Below are 15,182 nucleotides of genomic sequence, written 5' to 3' on the forward strand. Positions count from 1 at the left end.
GCTCCACCAACAATCCTACAACCCCCACCTTTAATCTCCCCTCTCCGGGGCCGGGGTCCCGGCGCGGGGCCCGCCCCCCCCCCACGACCCATGCAACGAGGCACAGACGTGAGCACCAACAAGAGCTTCCCCCGGGCGATGATCCTTGCCGCAGCAGCCCTCGCCCTCGGCGGGGCGCTCATTCCGAGCACGGCGTTCGCCGATGAGGAAGAGACGAAGATCACCTGGGCCGTGTCGCCCGCCGGGGCCGACGGGCCGGATGGTCGAGCGTGGATGGAGCTCGAGCTGGACCCGGGGGCGACGGCGTCGGAGCACCTCGCGGTCCGCAATCTGAGCGACGTCGCGGCCGTGTTCGACCTCATCGCCGCCGACGGCTACTTCACGAAGACCGGACGGTTCAACATGCTGCCGTCGTCGGAGCCGTCCGTCGACGGCGGCACCTGGATCGCGGTGCAGGACGCCGTGGAGGTCGCGCCGGGCGCGACCGCCGTCGTCCCGTTCACGATCACCGTGCCCGACAACGCGACACCCGGCGACCACCCGGCGGGAATCGCCGCGTCGGTGAGCTCGGTGTCGACCGGCCCGGCGGGATCGAACGTCGGCGTCGAGAGCCGAGTCGGCTTCCGGGTCATCACCCGGGTCACCGGCGAGCTCGATCCATCCCTCGCCGTGCCGGCCTCGTCGGTCGAGTACGTCCCGTCGTGGAATCCGTTCTCGCCCGGCACCCTCCGGGTGGATTATGAGCTCGAGAACGACGGGAACGTGCAGATCGGAGCCCATCAGCGGGTCCGTTCATCCGGCGCGTTCGGCCGTCCCCCGATGCCGGCGGAGGAGCTCGGCGAGTTCTTCCCCGGCGACCGGCGCACCTTCACCGCCGAGGTCCGCGGCGTCTGGCCCATCGGTCTCGTCAACACGGAGATCCTCGTGCAACCCGAGAGGATCGATGACCAGTCCGGCTCGGATGCCGCGCTCGAGCCCGTGCGGGTGGATGTCTCGACCTGGGCGATCCCCGTGCCGCAGCTCGTCCTCGTCGTGGCGGCCGTCCTGCTCTTCCTCTGGTTCCGGCTCGAGCGCCGGCGTCACCGCCGGAAGCTCGACGCCATGCTCGCGGCCGCGCGCGCCGAAGGCGAGCGGGCGGCAGGCGGCACGCCGCCCACCACGACGGATCAGGGTTGACCGCGGCCGCCCTGCTCCGCGCGGTGGCCGAGCGCGAGGATCAGCCGACCACCGCCGTCGATGACATCACGATCACGGTTCACATCTCCGAACTCGTTCCCCCGAGCCGATGGGAGGGCCCGCTCGCCGACACCGGCGCCGGCGGGCTGCTCCCCCTCGTGCTCGCGTCCGTCTTCATCGCGACAGGAGTGCTCCTGGTGGTGCAAGGCCGGCCCCGCCGCGGCGCCGGCCGCTGACGCGGGCGGGTCGGGCTCAGGGCAGCTCGCGCCGCTCGGGCTCGACTTTACTTAGCATTGCTAATGAGCTAAGCTAAGGATCCATGGGCACGATCGCGGAACAGAGCACCGAACTGCGCATGGCGACGTTCCGGCTCACCCGGCGCATTCGCGCGCAGAAGGCCGACCAAGCCCTCTCAGACGCCCAGTTCGCCGTGCTCGCGGGCCTCCACCACCATGGCACGCAGACCCTCACCGAACTCGCCGAGCGCGAGCGGGTGTCGGCGCCGTCGATGAACCGCACCGTGAACTGCCTCGAGGAGTCGGGCTACCTCGCGCGCACGGCCGACGACGTCGACCGCCGCAAGACCAACATCAGCCTCACCGACGCCGGGCGCGATGTCGTGAAGGCCACCACCTCCAAGCGCGACGCCTGGCTGACCACCCGCCTTCGCGAGCTCTCCAAGGAGGACCGCGCCACCCTGGCCCGAGCCGCAGAACTGATGGGAGGTCTCGCGACCCAGTGAGTGCCATGTTCCGCTCCCTCGCCCACCGCAACTACCGCATCTGGTTCATCGGGGCCCTCGTCTCCAACGTCGGCGCCTGGATGCAGGCCACCGCCCAGAACTGGGTCGTGCTCACCGAGCTCACCGACAACGATGCCCTCGCGGTCGGCATCACGATGGCGCTGCAGTTCGCGCCGCAGCTGCTCCTCGTGCCGGTCACCGGCCTCATCGCCGACCGCTTCGACCGTCGCAAGATCCTCATGTTCACCCAGAGCGCGCTCATGGTGCTCGGTCTCGCGCTCGGGCTGCTGCTCCTGCTCGGACACGCCGAGCTGTGGCACCTCTACGGCTTCGCCCTCGCCCTCGGCCTCGTGAACGCCGTCGACGCCCCCGCGCGGCAGACGTTCGTCGCCGACCTCGTGTCGAGCTCGCACATGTCGAATGCCGTGGCGCTGAACTCCGCGTCGTTCAACGCCGCCCGACTGATCGGCCCCGCCGTCGCCGGGCTCCTCATCGTGCTCGTCGGCTCGGGCTGGGTCTTCGTCATCAACGCCGCGACGTTCCTGGCCGTGCTCGGCGCACTCGCGATGCTCCGCGGCAGGCAACTGCACCGGATGCCGCGAGCCCCACGCGCCCGCGGCCAGTTCGTCGCGGGCTTCCGCTATGTCGTCGGCCGTCCCGACCTCGTGGTCGTGTTCGTGATCGTCTTCCTCATCGGCGCGTTCGGCATGAACTTCCCGATCTTCTCCTCGACCATGGCCGTGGAGTTCGGACGCGGCGCCGGCGAGTACGGCCTGCTCAACTCGATCCTCGCGATCGGCTCGCTCACCGGGGCGCTGCTGGCGGCACGGCGGGAGCGTGCACGCCTGCGCGTGATCATCGCCGCCTCGGGGCTCTTCGGCGCCGCGGTGCTGACCGCCGCACTCATGCCCACGTTCTGGGCGTTCGCGGCGTCGACGATCCTCATCGGCTTCGGCGCCGTCTCGATCCTCACCACGGCCAACGGCTACGTGCAGACGACGACCGAGCCCGAATTGCGCGGCCGGGTGATGGCGCTGTACATGGCCATCCTCGTCGGCGGCACGTCGATCGGCGCGCCCATCGTGGGTGCCGTCGCCGACGGCTGGGGCCCGCGCTGGGCGCTCGGCGTGGCCGCGGTCGCCGCGGTCGTCGCCGCGCTCATCGGCCTGGGCTGGCTGATCGTGGCCCGCGGAATGCGCCTGGCGCGGCATCCGCGATCCGCATGGCGGCCGGCGCTTCGATTCGCGGATGCCCCGACCGCGGCGATCGCGGTCGTCGCCACGCGGCCCGTGCGCGCCGTGCGCGCGGGCGTCGTCGGGGCCGTGAACGACCGGCCCGTGCCGGAGGACTTCTCGCAGGAGGTCGCGCTCACCTCGCCGATCCCGCTGTCGCGGCGAGCATAGTCAAGGCCAGGACACGGACCCCGCGCACCCACGACGGGCACCGTTCGAGCCGCTCAGTCCCGGAAAGGATCGCGCAGCTCGACACCCGACACGCGCTGACCGTGGTTGAGATCCTCGGTCCAGAGCACCGCGCAGTTCATCTCCATCGCGCTGCGTACGATCATCGCGTCCCAGAATGAGAGTTGCGATTGCTCGGCGATCTCGCTCGCGGCGATGACGTCGGCGCCGGTCGGCGCATGGAGGCGCCACCTGGAGAGCGCACGCACGCGTTCGCGGGCGCGCTCGGGAGAGAGCGGTTCGGCGATCTTCCGGGTGGCGCTGACGTAGAACTCCTGGAGGACTTGGACGCTGAGTACCCCCGCCCGCTCCCGTCCGAGCCGGCCGACCAGTTCCCGGGCACGATGATGCCGCTCGCCGGCAGTGACGTCGTACGCGTAGAGCAGCACGTTGGTGTCGACGAACTCGTACCTCATCGCACGTGCGCATCGTCGCGACTCAGGGCGGCCTCACCGATGCGAAGTCCGACACCCTCGCGCATGAGCCGCTCCTCGGCTGCCCAGGCGCCGTCGTACTCGACGTCGACCCGGCTCATCAGCAGATCTGCGACCAGCGCCGAAACCGAGGTGTCGTGCTCGGCCGCGAAGACCTTGGCGCGCCGGAACACCTCTTCGGGCAGCGAGAGCGTGACATTGCGATTCGCCATGTGAACCAGTGTAGCACTGGGTCACCGATCCAGATCGGCCCTAGATCACCCCGAGCGCCAGCATCGCGTCGGCGACGCGGATGAAGCCCGCGATGTTCGCGCCGACGACGTAGTCGCCGGGCGCCCCGTACTCCTCGGCCGTCTGGGCCGTGCGCTCGTGGATCCCCGCCATCGTCTCGGCGAGCCGCTCCTCGGTGTGCTCGAACGTCCACGAGTCGCGCGACGCGTTCTGCTGCATCTCGAGCGCGCTCGTGGCGACGCCGCCGGCGTTCGCGGCCTTGCCCGGCCCGAAGAGCACGCCCGCCTCACGGAACACGCGGATCGCGCCCGGCGTCGTCGGCATGTTCGCGCCCTCGGCGATCGCGACCAGCCCGCCCGCGACGAGCTTCGCGGCCTGCGCCTCGCCGAGCTCGTTCTGCGTCGCGCAGGGCAGGGCGACGTGCACGGGCTCGTCGCCGTCGATGTCCCACACGGATGCCCCGGGCAGGAACCGCGCGCGCCGGCCGCGTTCGGTCGCGTACACGTCGATGCGCTCGCGGCGCCGCTCCTTCACGTCGCGAAGCAGGTCGAGGTCGATGCCGTCGGGGTCGTGGACGGCGCCCGAGGAGTCGGACGCGCCGACCACCACGCCGCCGAGCTCGTGCACCTTCTCGATGGCGTAGATCGCGACGTTGCCCGACCCCGAGACGAGCACGCGGGAGCCGTCGAACGAGCTGCCGCGCGTCGCGAGCATGTGCTCGGTGAAGAACACGGCGCCGTATCCGGTGGCCTCGGTGCGCACGAGCGAACCGCCCCAGGTCACGCCCTTGCCCGTCAGCACACCCGACTCGTAGCGGTTCGTGATGCGCTTGTACTGCCCGAACAGGTAGCCGATCTCACGTGCACCGACGCCGATGTCGCCCGCCGGGACATCCGTGTACTCGCCGACGTGCCGGAAGGCCTCGGTCATGAACGACTGGCAGAACCGCATGATCTCGCCGTCGGAGCGGCCCTTCGGGTCGAAGTCGCTGCCGCCCTTGCCCCCGCCGATCGGCATGCCGGTGAGGGCGTTCTTGAAGACCTGCTCGAAGCCGAGGAACTTCACCGTGCCGAGCAGCACGCTCGGGTGGAATCGCAGGCCGCCCTTGTACGGGCCGAGCGCCGAGTTGAACTGCACGCGGAACCCGCGGTTGATCTGCACGCGGCCCGCGTCGTCGACCCACGGCACCCGGAAGATGATCTGCCGCTCGGGCTCGCAGATGCGCTCGAGGATCGACGCCTGGACGTACCGCGGGTGCTTGTCGAGCACGCGGTCGAGCGAGTCGAACACCTCGCGCACGGCCTGGTGGAACTCGGGCTCGCCGGGGTTGCGGGCGAGGATCTGGGCGTAGATGTCATCAAGGGTGGAGCGGGGGCTCACGCGCGGTCCTTCAAGTCGAGCTGGGCAGGCGGATGCCACGGCGGTGGGGCGGATGCCGCGTGGAACGATCGCACGCGACGCCCTCCACCATACTCAGCGTCTCCTGAGCGTCGGCTCGTGCCCACCGTGCCACCGGCTCAGGTCAGGACAGCCCATCGTGCATGCCACTCACCGTCGAGCCAGCCCGCGGCGCGCACGGCCGCGAGCATGCCACGGATGTCCGCATAGTCGGCGTCGGTCATGGACACGAAGCGCTCGACCTGCGCCGCGTCGAGGACGTGCCGCGAAACCGGGTCGCCGGCCAGGTCGAGCAAGGCGTCGCGCACCAGTGCTCGTTCCTCGCCGGTCAGTCGGGTCGTGGAGACGACCACCGGCTGGATGGTCGACGGACCGATCGTCTCGATCACACGCAGCCGACCACGCAGAGCCGGATCGGCCCGGAGGGCGATGGCCAGCACCTGCGAATCGATGGCCGCGGCATCCGCTGCACCATCGACCACGAGGCGGATCGAGGTGTCGTGGAATCCGGACTCGATGAGTTCGCCGAAGAACCCGGGGTCGAGCCCGCTCGCCACGAGATGATGCCAGACGGTCATGAAGCCGGAGTGCGAGAACGGCTCGTTGAACGCCCAGCGCGCGCCCTGCAGGTCGGCGAACCGGCGGTAGCGGCTGCCGGCGCCCACGATGACGTCGGAGAAGTAGATCGGCCGGCCCCCGTACCGATCCCCGCGCAGCGCCGGCGCGGCCACGACGTCCATCTGGATTCGTCCGGCTTCGGCGAAGAGCAGATAGGGGATGCTGCACACGAAGCAGACATCGTCGATATCCGCCGCGCAGCGCTCGTAGGAGGTCGCGACGTGGAAGTCGACCGACCGCCCGAGGCGCTCGCCGATCCGCTCGGCGGCATGACGGTAGAGAGGCAGCACACCGGGTGCGAGGTGCGTCGCCACGGATACCGGTCGCCGGCCGACCACTTCCTGATCGTACTCCCGGGGCCGGCATCGACGTCTCGCGTGCGGGGAGGTCTCTGGGAGGATCGGAGCATGACCGAGCCCCGCCGCCTCTTCGTGACCGTGCCCGGCGAGACCCTGCGCCGCGCGATCGGCGCTCCGCCTCCGGGTGTCGACATCGAGCTCTGGGATCTTGCCCGCCCTGCTCCGGCCCGCCGCATCGACATCGTCGTGCCGCCCTACATGGGCGCCGCGGCCCGGCTCGGCGCCCTCGACGGCGTCGACGTCGGACTCGTGCAGTCGCAGTCCATCGGCTACGACGACATCGCCGCGGCACTGCCGCCCGGACACGTCTTCGCGAACGCGGCATCCGTACACGAGACCTCGACCGCCGAGCTCACGCTCGCGCTCGTGCTCGCCGCGCAGCGGGGCATCCCCGACTTCGTGCGCGCCGCCGCCGAAGGCCGCTGGGCGCCGGCCCGCCACGCGAGCCTCGCCGACCGGCGGGTGCTCCTGCTCGGCTACGGCGGCGTCGGCCGGGCGATCGAGGCGCGGCTCGCGCCGTTCGAGGTCGAGCTCGTGCGGGTCGCGTCGCGGGCGCGCGACGACGAGAGCGGGCGCATCCACGGCACCGACGAACTCCCCGACCTGCTCCCCACCGCCGACATCGTGATCGTGGGCGTTCCGCTCACCGACGCGACCACCGGTCTCGTCGACGACGCGTTCCTCGCCGCGCTGCCCGACGGCGCGCTCGTCGTGAACATCGCCCGTGGTGGGGTCGCCGACACCGACGCGATCCTCGCCGAGGCGACCTCGGGCCGGCTCCGGTTCGCGCTCGATGTGACCGAGCCCGAGCCGCTGCCCGCGGGGCATCCGCTTTTCGCATTGCCGAATGTGCTGATCTCACCGCACGTCGGCGGCGCGTCGACCGCGATGATGCCCCGCATGGCGCGCCTCGTGCGCACCCAGATCGAGCGGATGCTGCGCGGCGACGAGCCCCTCAACGTCGTGCTGCGCAGCTGACCGAGGCGCCGCCGCGTCCTTCGTCTGCACATGCCTGCACATCCATGCACAGGTCCGCTACCATGGGCCCATGGCGACACTGGAACGTCGTGTGCAGGTGCTCTTCGACGCCGAGCGCTATGCCGAGCTCGAGGCCGAGGCCGCCGCCTCACGCCAGAGCGTCGGCGCCCTCATCCGCGAGGCGGTCGACGACCGGCTTGCGCGACGTCGCCGCACCGCGAGGGAGGCCCTCGCCGAGCTCTGGGCGAGCGCCGATGCGCGACCCACTCGTGGCGCCATCGACTGGTCTGCGGAGAAGGGCGACTTCGAACGCGAGTCGCTGCGAAACCTCCCGTGACCGCCTCGGCGATAGAGCGTGCGGTGCTCGTCGACTCGGCGGTCGCGCTCTACGCGCTCGGCGATTCCGAACCGCAGCGCACCATCTGCCGAGCGCTGATCGAAGAGCTCGCGGTCGAACGCGGTCGCGCGTATGCGAGCGTCGAGATGGTGCAGGAGGTCGTCTTCCATCGCCTCCGTCGTACCGGCGAACGTGAACGTGCGGTTCGCGAGGGTCGGCTCATCGCGAGCGCGATGACCATCCTCGACTTCGATCGCGAGGTGCTCGACCTCTCGCTGGAGCTCATCGAGCGAGCGCCCTCGATCCGGGGTCGCGACGCCGTGCACGCGGCGACCGCGATCGCCTACGGAATCGAGACGATCGCCTCGACCGACCCGGCGTTCGACGGCATCCCCGGCGTCGTACGGTTCGATCCGTTCGCCTGAGATAGCCGATCGGCTACCCGGACACCCGCCTGAGCCGGCTATCGATAGATGTCGCGTCGGTTGCCGGCGTTGACGACAACCACGGTGAGGATGTCGTCTTCGATCCGGTACAGCACGCGGAAATCGCCCGTGCGCACGCGCCATTCCGGTCGAGCAGTCAGCTTCCTGGCAGCCGGAGGCCGCGGATCCTCGGCGAGAAGCTCGATGGCAGCCTGAACGCGACGCTTCCCCTCCGGTGGGAGTTTCCGGATCGCGCGCGCGGCGACGGGGAGAACCTGGATGCGGTAACTCACAGTCCGAGCTCGCGCTTGACGTCCTCCCAGGGGATCGGGGTCTCGTCGAGCTGCTCGGTCTCTGCCCACGCTGCGTCGACCGCGCGGATATCCGCCAGTTCCTCCGCATCCTCGAGAAGCTGCGCCAGCACGTCGGCGTCGACGACCGCCGCCACCGCCCGGTTGCGGCGTGTGAGATAGACGGGTTCGCGTCGCGCCTCGTCGACGACAGAGGCGAGGCGCTCACGTGCGTCGGTGATGGCAATCTGGCTCATACACGCAATCTTAGCCCTAAAACGTACGGTTTAGAGCGAAATGGTGAAAACCAGCGATGCCGCGCACCGGCCGCGCAGCAATGGCTTCGTGAGGAACTCGATGAAGGATCGCTGATGGCGTTCGAACGTGCTCACGATGGTCGCAACCGACTCGGAAGGGAAGCTGCCAGAAACGTCCGAACGTCACGGCCCTGGGCGCCGGCGCGCCGCTCAACGCCGTTGGGGGCGCCGCCCGAGACATCCGGGATCCCGGAATCGGGAGTACCCTGAGAGTTGACCGAACGTCTGCGAGCGCGTCCTCGCGATTCCGGATGTCTCTTGCAGCCGAAGTTCAGTGGTGCCACGGTCGACGTGCGAACGCCGATCAGCAAGGATCCGCGCATGGACACGGTGATGGAGTTGGAGATCGGGCCCGGCCCCGACCCTGGCTCCTACGTGGTGCACGTGCTGCGGTCGGTCGGCGGCGGCGAGCCGACCGAGACGTTCCATCTCGACCTGGACGAGCTGGTCGACCGACGGCCCGCCCTCGAGGCGAGCGTGCTGCTGTCGTCGGTTTCGGCCCGTCGCGTCATGTCGGACACCGAGGCAGCCATTCAGGCCGTCGGGCGCCGGCTCTTCGAGGCAGCCTTCACGGGTGAGGTCTATGCCGCGTACCGAACCAGTGTGGCGGTCGCCTCCGAGCGCGGCAGGGGCGTGCAGATCTCCCTGCGACTCACCGCGCCCGGTCTTGCGGCCCTTCCGTGGGAGGCGCTCTTCGACCCCGCGACCGAGACGTACCTCTGCCGCAAGGAGCCGCTCGTTCGCCAGGTGCCCGCACCTCACTCGCCGGCGGCGCTCGCAATCGACCTTCCGCTCCGCGTCCTCGCCATGGTCTCTTCGCCGCGGGGTCTGCCCGCGCTGGACGTGGAGCACGAGCGCGAACTGCTCGAGGAGGCGCTGCGCCCGCATCTCGACGCTGGGCGCGTGCAGATCGAATGGCTCGAGCCGGTGTCGTGGGCGCGCGTACACGACAAGCTCCTCGAACAGGAGTGGCACGTCCTGCACTTCATCGGCCACGGCACATACGACGTCGAGACCGACGAAGGGGTGCTCGCGTTCGTCGGGCGGGACGGCCGCGCGGAGTACGTGTCGGCCTCGAGCCTGGCCGACCTGCTGGACGAGGCCGAGCCCACGCCTCGCCTCATTCTGCTCAATTCGTGCCGATCGGGAGCCGGAGGCACGGATGACCTGTTCTCGGGAACGGCGGCGGCGCTCGCGCACAGCGGCATCCACGCGGTGGCCGCGATGCAGTTCTCCATCAGCGACACCGCCGCGATCGAGTTCGCCCGCGGGTTCTACTCCGCCCTCGCTCACGGCCGGGGCATCGACGAGGCGGTACGGAGCGGGCGCATCGGCATCCTCGGACTCGGGCGTGGGACGCTCGAGTGGGTGACGCCCGTCCTCTACCTGCGCGGGGAGGACACCCGCCTCTTCGACGTCGCGACCGCGGTCGATGCGCCCGAATCGGCACGTGCACCGGCATCGGTCGGGTCGCCGCGAACCCGTGCGCCACGCGGGCCTCGTGCCGACCGCGCCCCCCGAACGGCTTCGACCCGTTCCGACAGGTCGAGCCGTCCGCTGAAGCCATGGCTCATCGGCGGCGGCCTGGCCGTCGCGGCCGTCGCGGGCGCGCTCATCGCCCTCGCGTTCCTGCCACGCGGGACGGATGGCATCGCCGGCTCCGGCGACCCGGGGAGCGGCGGTGACTCGCCGACGTCGAACCAGGTGACCGTCCCGATGGGCACCGACTGGACGGCGACCGGCGTCTCGTGCGAGGCGGGCGACTCCATCCACATCTCCGCCCGCGGCGAGGCGACCTACGACGAGAGCGGGACGACCGTGGGCCCGGCCGGGATCGCCACCGACCAATTCGTCGAACAGCGGGTCTACACGGATATCTTCCCGTTCGCGCTGATGGGTCGGCTCGACAACCGGAGCGACGCGTTCCCCGTCTACAACGAGCAGACCTACGGGTGCCCGCAGCCGGGCGAACTGCTGCTCGGCCCGAACGACAACGTACTCGACGACAACGACGGCGGCTTCACCGCCACCGTCACGCTCATTCCTGCAGGGTGAGGAGTCGATCATGGACACGGTGATGGAGTTGGAGATCGGGCCCGGGCCCGAACCGGGCTCCTACGTCGTGCACGTGCTTCGGTCCGTCGGCGGCGGCGAGCCGCGGGAGACGATCAGCCTCGACCTCGACGACCTCATCGAGCGCCGACCACTGCTCGAGGCGAGCGTGCTCTCGTCGTCGGTGTCGGCGAGGCGCGTCATGTCGGACACTGAGACGGCGCTCCAGCAGGTGGGACTGCGCCTGTTCGAGTCGACGTTCAGGGGGGCGGTCGCCACGGCGTACCGCACGAGCATGGCGGTCGCGTCGGAGCGCGGCAAGGACGTGCAGATCTCCCTGCGGCTCACCGCGCCCGGGCTCGCCGCACTGCCCTGGGAGGCGCTGTTCGATGCCGAGGCCGGCGTGTACCTCTGCCGCAAGGAGACCCTCGTGCGGCATGTGCCGGCGCCCTACTCGCCCGCGGCGCTGGCGATCGAACCGCCGATGCGGGTGCTCGGCATGATCTCGTCGCCCCGTGGCCTGCCGATGCTCGATGTCAGCGCCGAGCAGGAGCGCCTCGAGGAGGCGCTGCGACCGCATCTCGACTCGGGTCGCGTGGAACTCCACTGGCTCGACGATGTCTCGTGGGACGGCGTGCACGGCAAGCTGCTCGAGGGGGCCTGGCACGTGCTGCACTTCGTCGGTCATGGCGTCTACGACACCGAGACCGACGAGGGCGTGCTCGCCTTCGTCGGGCACGATGGCCGGGCCGACTACGTGCCCGCGAGCGCCCTCGCCGACCTGCTCGACGAGGCCGATCCGACGCCTCGGCTCGTGGTGCTGAACTCGTGCGAGTCGGGCGCCGCGGGAACCTCCGATCTCTTCTCGGGCACCGCGGCCGCGCTCGCCCACAGCGGCATCCGCGCCGTCGCGGCGATGCAGTTCTCGATCAGCGACCTGGCGGCCATCGCGTTCGCGCGCGGGTTCTACACGGCGCTCGCAAACGGTCGAGGCATCGACGAGGCGGTGCGCAGCGGCCGGATCGGCATCCTCGGCATCGGGCGGGGCACGCTCGAGTGGGTGACCCCCGTGCTCTACCTCCGCGGCCATGACACGAAACTCTTCGACGTGGCGCCGATGCCGGCCGCCAAGCCCGCGACGACCGGTCCGATCGCCGGCGCGATTCCGATCATCCACACCGGCCCGATTCCGGATGCCGCGGCACGGCCGGTTCCGGATGCCCCGGCACCGCCGAGGATCGCCGCCACGGAGGAGGTGACGGATGCCGCGCCGAAGCCGCCGGCCCCGACTGCGCCGCCGGTGCATGCCGCCACACCGCCCGCGCCGCCGCACCGGCCGGCGCCCGCGGCATCCGTACCGCCGCCTCGTCCTCGGAAGTCGGGGGGAAAGCCCTGGCTCGTGGTGGGCATCATCGCGACGCTCGCGATCGGCGCCGGAGCAGCCGCAGTGCTCGTGCTGAACCCCGGCATCTTCGACCCCACGCGCGACGTCGCCGTCTCGAGCGACGTTCCGACCGAGGCGCCCGCATCGCCGCTCCCGAGTGTCGGCGAGACCACGCCGCCCGAGGTGGTCACGAGCGTGCCGACTGCGCAACTCCCGGTGCCGATGAACGTGGCCTGGACGCCGACCGGTGTGTGGTGCGAGGCCGGCGACACGTTCGACATCACGGTGACCGGCGAAGCGTGGCACGACATCGCCGAGGATTCGCTCGTCGGCCCCGACGGCCTCACCGGCGGCGAGGTACCGCAGGCGCGCGTCTTCGCCGAGGCGAACACCGCCTCGGTCATCGGCGGCTTCGACACCAACGGCAACATGTTCGCCGTCGGCAACGGTTCGACCTACACGTGCCAGCTGGCCGGCCAGCTCTTCCTCGGCATCAACGACACGTACCTCGTCGGAAACCACGGCGAGTTCTGGGCCGAGATCACGCACACTCCGGCAGGGTAGCGACGAGAACGGCGGTGTCATCATGCAGCGGGTCGCGATCTTCACGACGGCGGACGGCGACGAGGTCGCCATCCAGGTGGCGGACGACGGCGGGTTCCCGGACACGCTGTCACCGGGCCTCACGACACGCGGCATCCCTACCGGCCGGCTCTTGGAGCGCACCGAGCAGAGCCTCGACGAGGTGCTCGCGCATGTCAAGCCGGCGGTGACCTCGCTCCTCCGCCAGATTCGCGAGCAACCCGACTCGCCCGACGACCTCGAGGTGGAGTTCGGCATCCAGATCAGCCTCGGGGTGGGCGCCTACATCGCCGCGGCGAGCTCGGTCGCGAACTTCCGCGTGACGATGCGGTGGCACTCCCACCAAGACTGAGACCCCTCGTTCAGGGGACACCCGCACCCCCCACCAGTGCCGGCCCGGTTGGCAAGCGATACGCTGTGCGAAAGGGTACGCCCATGGACACCGTGATGGAGTTGGAGATCGGGCCTGGCCCCGAACCGGGCTCCTACGTCGTGCAGGTTCTGCGGTCGGTCGGCGGCGGCGAACCGACCGCCACCATCCGGCTGGAGCTCGACGAGCTCGTCGAGCGGCGGCCGCTGCTCGAGGCGAGCGTGCTCTCGTCGTCGGTGTCGGCGAGGCGCGTCATGTCCGACACGGAGGCGGCGATCCAGCAGGTGGGGGTGCGCCTGTTCGACGCGATGTTCGCCGGCGACATCGGCAACGCGTACCGCACCAGCATGGCCGTGGCATCCGAGCGGGGACGCGGGGTGCAGATCGCGCTGCGACTGACCGCGCCCGGACTCGCGGCACTTCCGTGGGAGGCGATGTTCGACTCGGAGACGCAGACGTACATCTGCCGCAAGGAACCGCTCGTGCGGCAGGTTCCGGCACCGCATTCGGCTCCGACGCTCACGGTGCGTCCGCCGCTCAGGATCCTCGCGATGGTCTCCTCGCCGCGTGGCCTCCCGATGCTCGACATCGATGCGGAACGCGAGCGCCTCGAGGGCGCGTTGCGACAGCACCTCGACGCCGGCCGGGTGGAGCTGCACTGGCTCGACGACGTCATGTGGGCGGGCGTGCACGGCAAGCTGCTCGAGGGCGCGTGGCACGTGCTGCACTTCATCGGGCACGGCGGGTACGACATCGAGACCGACGAGGGGGTGCTCGCCTTCTCGGGCCCCGACGGGCGAGCCGAGTACGTCACCGCGTCGAGCCTGGCCGACCTGCTCGACGAGGCCGAGCCGACGCCGCGCCTCGTCGTGCTGAACTCCTGCCAGTCCGGCGCGGCAGGCACCCAGGACCTCTTCTCGGGCACCGCGGCCGCACTCGCACACAGCGGCATCCGCGCCGTCGCGGCGATGCAGTTCTCGATCAGCGACCCCGCGGCGATCGCCTTCGCGCGCGGCTTCTACACCGCGCTCGCACACGGCCGCACCATCGATGAGGCGATGCGCAGCGGTCGCATCGGCATCCTCGGCAAGCGCGGCACCCTCGAGTGGGTCACGCCGGTGCTCTACCTGCGCGGCGACGACGCGCGTCTCTTCGACGTCGCCTCCGTACCCGCCACCGCCCCCGCCTCGCGGTCGGTCGCCGCCCCGGTCGCCGGCGCCATCCCGATCGTCACCGGTCAGCGGACGCCGGATGCCTCGCCGCACGCGCCCACCGCACGGGGCGCATCGGTTGCCGCCGTCGCCGCTCCGATCCTGTCGACGTCGCCCGCGACCGCGGTTCAGCACGCGACGCCGGTCTCGCCGGCCCCGGCCGCGCCGGCGGCCCCGCCAGCCGGCCCGGCCCGACCGGCGCACGCCGCCGCACCGCCGGCACCGCCCGCGCCGCCGCAGCAGGCGATGCCCGCGGCATCCGCCCCACCGCCGTCTCCCCCGCGGCGGTCGAGCTGGAAGCCCTGGCTCGTCGTGGGCATCGTCGCGCTCCTGGCCGTCGGCGGCGCCATCGCCGCGGTGATCGCCCTGAGCCCGACACCGTACGTGCCGCCCGATCCTCCTTCGCCCTCGCCCAACCAGCCGGTCGTCACCCCCACGACGTTCGGGATGGCGGTTCCGATGTACCAGCTCTGGACCCCGACCGGAATCTGGTGCGCCACCGGCGACACGCTCGACATCCAGGCCAGCGGCACGGCGTACCACAACGCGGACCCGAGCTCCCTCGTCGGTCCCGACGGCCTCTACGACCCGTATTACCACCAGTGGAACATCCCCGGCCTTCCCGACTCGAATACCGCATCGCTCATCGGCGTGCTCAACGTGACCACCGCCTGGCCGTTCTACGTGGGCTACGGCACGAGCTACACCTGCCCGGTCGACGGCTGGTTCTACCTCGGCATCAACGACGTCGACCTGAACGGCAACAGCGGCGAGTTCTGGGCCGTGATCACCCACACCCCATCCGGATAGAGGGCGCG

General features: G+C 70.6%; 17 protein-coding genes. 11 read left to right on the top strand and 6 right to left on the bottom strand.

Going from position 1 to position 15,182, the window contains the following annotated elements; translation table 11 throughout:
- The first annotated feature begins 108 nt into the window (after positions 1 to 108).
- From ACFWN7_RS13365 to ACFWN7_RS13380, 4 genes are all read left to right on the top strand, one after another.
- The gene (locus ACFWN7_RS13365) at positions 109 to 1,176 is read left to right on the top strand and encodes a hypothetical protein (RefSeq protein ID WP_376939304.1); all 1,068 of its coding nucleotides are present in this window, start codon (positions 109 to 111) and stop codon (positions 1,174 to 1,176) included.
- Entirely contained in the window at positions 1,173 to 1,412 is a 240-nt protein-coding gene (locus ACFWN7_RS13370; protein ID WP_376939305.1) for a hypothetical protein, read from the top strand. The genes ACFWN7_RS13365 and ACFWN7_RS13370 overlap by 4 nt, the downstream gene beginning before the upstream one ends.
- An 83-nt stretch (positions 1,413 to 1,495) precedes the next feature.
- Positions 1,496 to 1,918 (top strand): MarR family winged helix-turn-helix transcriptional regulator, encoded by a 423-nt coding sequence (locus tag ACFWN7_RS13375; protein WP_376939306.1) that lies wholly within the window; start codon positions 1,496 to 1,498, stop codon positions 1,916 to 1,918.
- A gap of 5 nt (positions 1,919 to 1,923) precedes the next feature.
- Positions 1,924 to 3,321 carry an MFS transporter gene (locus tag ACFWN7_RS13380; RefSeq protein ID WP_376939307.1) on the top strand — a complete coding sequence of 466 codons (1,398 nt, stop codon included), beginning with the start codon at positions 1,924 to 1,926 and terminating at the stop codon, positions 3,319 to 3,321.
- Between the two features lie 53 nt (positions 3,322 to 3,374).
- Here ACFWN7_RS13380 and ACFWN7_RS13385 read toward each other — a convergent pair whose 3' ends face one another.
- From ACFWN7_RS13385 to ACFWN7_RS13400, 4 genes are all read right to left on the bottom strand, one after another.
- Positions 3,375 to 3,794 carry a PIN domain-containing protein gene (locus tag ACFWN7_RS13385; RefSeq protein ID WP_376939308.1) on the bottom strand — a complete coding sequence of 140 codons (420 nt, stop codon included), beginning with the start codon at positions 3,792 to 3,794 and terminating at the stop codon, positions 3,375 to 3,377.
- Positions 3,791 to 4,024, bottom strand: a complete 234-nt coding sequence (locus ACFWN7_RS13390; RefSeq protein WP_376939309.1) for a DUF6364 family protein — start codon at positions 4,022 to 4,024, stop codon at positions 3,791 to 3,793. Before ACFWN7_RS13390 ends, ACFWN7_RS13385 begins: the two co-directional genes overlap by 4 nt.
- 40 nt (positions 4,025 to 4,064) lie before the next feature.
- Entirely contained in the window at positions 4,065 to 5,423 is a 1,359-nt protein-coding gene (gene gdhA, locus ACFWN7_RS13395; RefSeq protein WP_376939310.1) for an NADP-specific glutamate dehydrogenase, read from the bottom strand.
- Positions 5,424 to 5,560: 137 nt separating this feature from the next.
- The gene (locus ACFWN7_RS13400) at positions 5,561 to 6,397 is read right to left on the bottom strand and encodes a PhnD/SsuA/transferrin family substrate-binding protein (protein ID WP_376939311.1); all 837 of its coding nucleotides are present in this window, start codon (positions 6,395 to 6,397) and stop codon (positions 5,561 to 5,563) included.
- Between the two features lie 69 nt (positions 6,398 to 6,466).
- Between ACFWN7_RS13400 and ACFWN7_RS13405 the strand changes: the two genes are divergently transcribed.
- From ACFWN7_RS13405 to ACFWN7_RS13415, 3 genes are all read left to right on the top strand, one after another.
- A complete protein-coding gene (locus ACFWN7_RS13405) occupies positions 6,467 to 7,396 on the top strand; it encodes a 2-hydroxyacid dehydrogenase (protein ID WP_376939312.1) in 930 nt (309 codons plus the stop codon).
- Positions 7,397 to 7,466: 70 nt separating this feature from the next.
- The gene (locus tag ACFWN7_RS13410; protein WP_376939314.1) at positions 7,467 to 7,733 is read left to right on the top strand and encodes a ribbon-helix-helix protein, CopG family; all 267 of its coding nucleotides are present in this window, start codon (positions 7,467 to 7,469) and stop codon (positions 7,731 to 7,733) included.
- The gene (locus ACFWN7_RS13415) at positions 7,730 to 8,158 is read left to right on the top strand and encodes a type II toxin-antitoxin system VapC family toxin (RefSeq protein WP_376939316.1); all 429 of its coding nucleotides are present in this window, start codon (positions 7,730 to 7,732) and stop codon (positions 8,156 to 8,158) included. Before ACFWN7_RS13410 ends, ACFWN7_RS13415 begins: the two co-directional genes overlap by 4 nt.
- Positions 8,159 to 8,196: 38 nt before the next feature.
- On the opposite strand, the gene ACFWN7_RS13420 is transcribed toward ACFWN7_RS13415, so the two are convergent.
- A complete protein-coding gene (locus ACFWN7_RS13420) occupies positions 8,197 to 8,451 on the bottom strand; it encodes a type II toxin-antitoxin system RelE/ParE family toxin (RefSeq protein WP_376939317.1) in 255 nt (84 codons plus the stop codon).
- Positions 8,448 to 8,705 carry a type II toxin-antitoxin system prevent-host-death family antitoxin gene (locus tag ACFWN7_RS13425; protein ID WP_376939318.1) on the bottom strand — a complete coding sequence of 86 codons (258 nt, stop codon included), beginning with the start codon at positions 8,703 to 8,705 and terminating at the stop codon, positions 8,448 to 8,450. The genes ACFWN7_RS13420 and ACFWN7_RS13425 overlap by 4 nt, the downstream gene beginning before the upstream one ends.
- A gap of 381 nt (positions 8,706 to 9,086) precedes the next feature.
- Between ACFWN7_RS13425 and ACFWN7_RS13430 the strand changes: the two genes are divergently transcribed.
- The 4 genes from ACFWN7_RS13430 to ACFWN7_RS13445 all read left to right on the top strand — a co-directional run bounded on the left by ACFWN7_RS13430 (position 9,087) and on the right by ACFWN7_RS13445 (position 15,174).
- A complete protein-coding gene (locus ACFWN7_RS13430) occupies positions 9,087 to 10,820 on the top strand; it encodes a CHAT domain-containing protein (protein ID WP_376939319.1) in 1,734 nt (577 codons plus the stop codon).
- A gap of 10 nt (positions 10,821 to 10,830) precedes the next feature.
- Positions 10,831 to 12,765 (top strand): CHAT domain-containing protein, encoded by a 1,935-nt coding sequence (locus ACFWN7_RS13435; RefSeq protein ID WP_376939320.1) that lies wholly within the window; start codon positions 10,831 to 10,833, stop codon positions 12,763 to 12,765.
- A gap of 22 nt (positions 12,766 to 12,787) precedes the next feature.
- Positions 12,788 to 13,135 carry a CU044_2847 family protein gene (locus ACFWN7_RS13440; RefSeq protein ID WP_376939321.1) on the top strand — a complete coding sequence of 116 codons (348 nt, stop codon included), beginning with the start codon at positions 12,788 to 12,790 and terminating at the stop codon, positions 13,133 to 13,135.
- An 83-nt stretch (positions 13,136 to 13,218) separates the two neighbouring features.
- Positions 13,219 to 15,174 carry a CHAT domain-containing protein gene (locus ACFWN7_RS13445; RefSeq protein ID WP_376939322.1) on the top strand — a complete coding sequence of 652 codons (1,956 nt, stop codon included), beginning with the start codon at positions 13,219 to 13,221 and terminating at the stop codon, positions 15,172 to 15,174.
- The last annotated feature ends 8 nt before the right edge of the window (positions 15,175 to 15,182 follow it).

Source organism: Agromyces sp. NPDC058484 (assembly GCF_042720415.1).
Classification (GTDB): Bacteria; Actinomycetota; Actinomycetes; order Actinomycetales; family Microbacteriaceae; genus Agromyces.

Bases quoted from the DNA above. Each gene is read 5' to 3' on its own strand.
- ACFWN7_RS13445 (WP_376939322.1), top strand. From the start codon at position 13,219: ATGGACACCGTGATGGAGTTGGAGATCGGGCCTGGCCCCGAACCGGGC.
- ACFWN7_RS13390 (WP_376939309.1), bottom strand. From the start codon at position 4,024: ATGGCGAATCGCAATGTCACGCTCTCGCTGCCCGAAGAGGTGTTCCGG.
- ACFWN7_RS13440 (WP_376939321.1), top strand. From the start codon at position 12,788: ATGCAGCGGGTCGCGATCTTCACGACGGCGGACGGCGACGAGGTCGCC.
- ACFWN7_RS13410 (WP_376939314.1), top strand. From the start codon at position 7,467: ATGGCGACACTGGAACGTCGTGTGCAGGTGCTCTTCGACGCCGAGCGC.
- ACFWN7_RS13435 (WP_376939320.1), top strand. From the start codon at position 10,831: ATGGACACGGTGATGGAGTTGGAGATCGGGCCCGGGCCCGAACCGGGC.
- ACFWN7_RS13430 (WP_376939319.1), top strand. From the start codon at position 9,087: ATGGACACGGTGATGGAGTTGGAGATCGGGCCCGGCCCCGACCCTGGC.
- ACFWN7_RS13380 (WP_376939307.1), top strand. From the start codon at position 1,924: ATGTTCCGCTCCCTCGCCCACCGCAACTACCGCATCTGGTTCATCGGG.
- ACFWN7_RS13385 (WP_376939308.1), bottom strand. From the start codon at position 3,794: ATGAGGTACGAGTTCGTCGACACCAACGTGCTGCTCTACGCGTACGAC.
- ACFWN7_RS13375 (WP_376939306.1), top strand. From the start codon at position 1,496: ATGGGCACGATCGCGGAACAGAGCACCGAACTGCGCATGGCGACGTTC.
- ACFWN7_RS13405 (WP_376939312.1), top strand. From the start codon at position 6,467: ATGACCGAGCCCCGCCGCCTCTTCGTGACCGTGCCCGGCGAGACCCTG.
- ACFWN7_RS13425 (WP_376939318.1), bottom strand. From the start codon at position 8,705: ATGAGCCAGATTGCCATCACCGACGCACGTGAGCGCCTCGCCTCTGTC.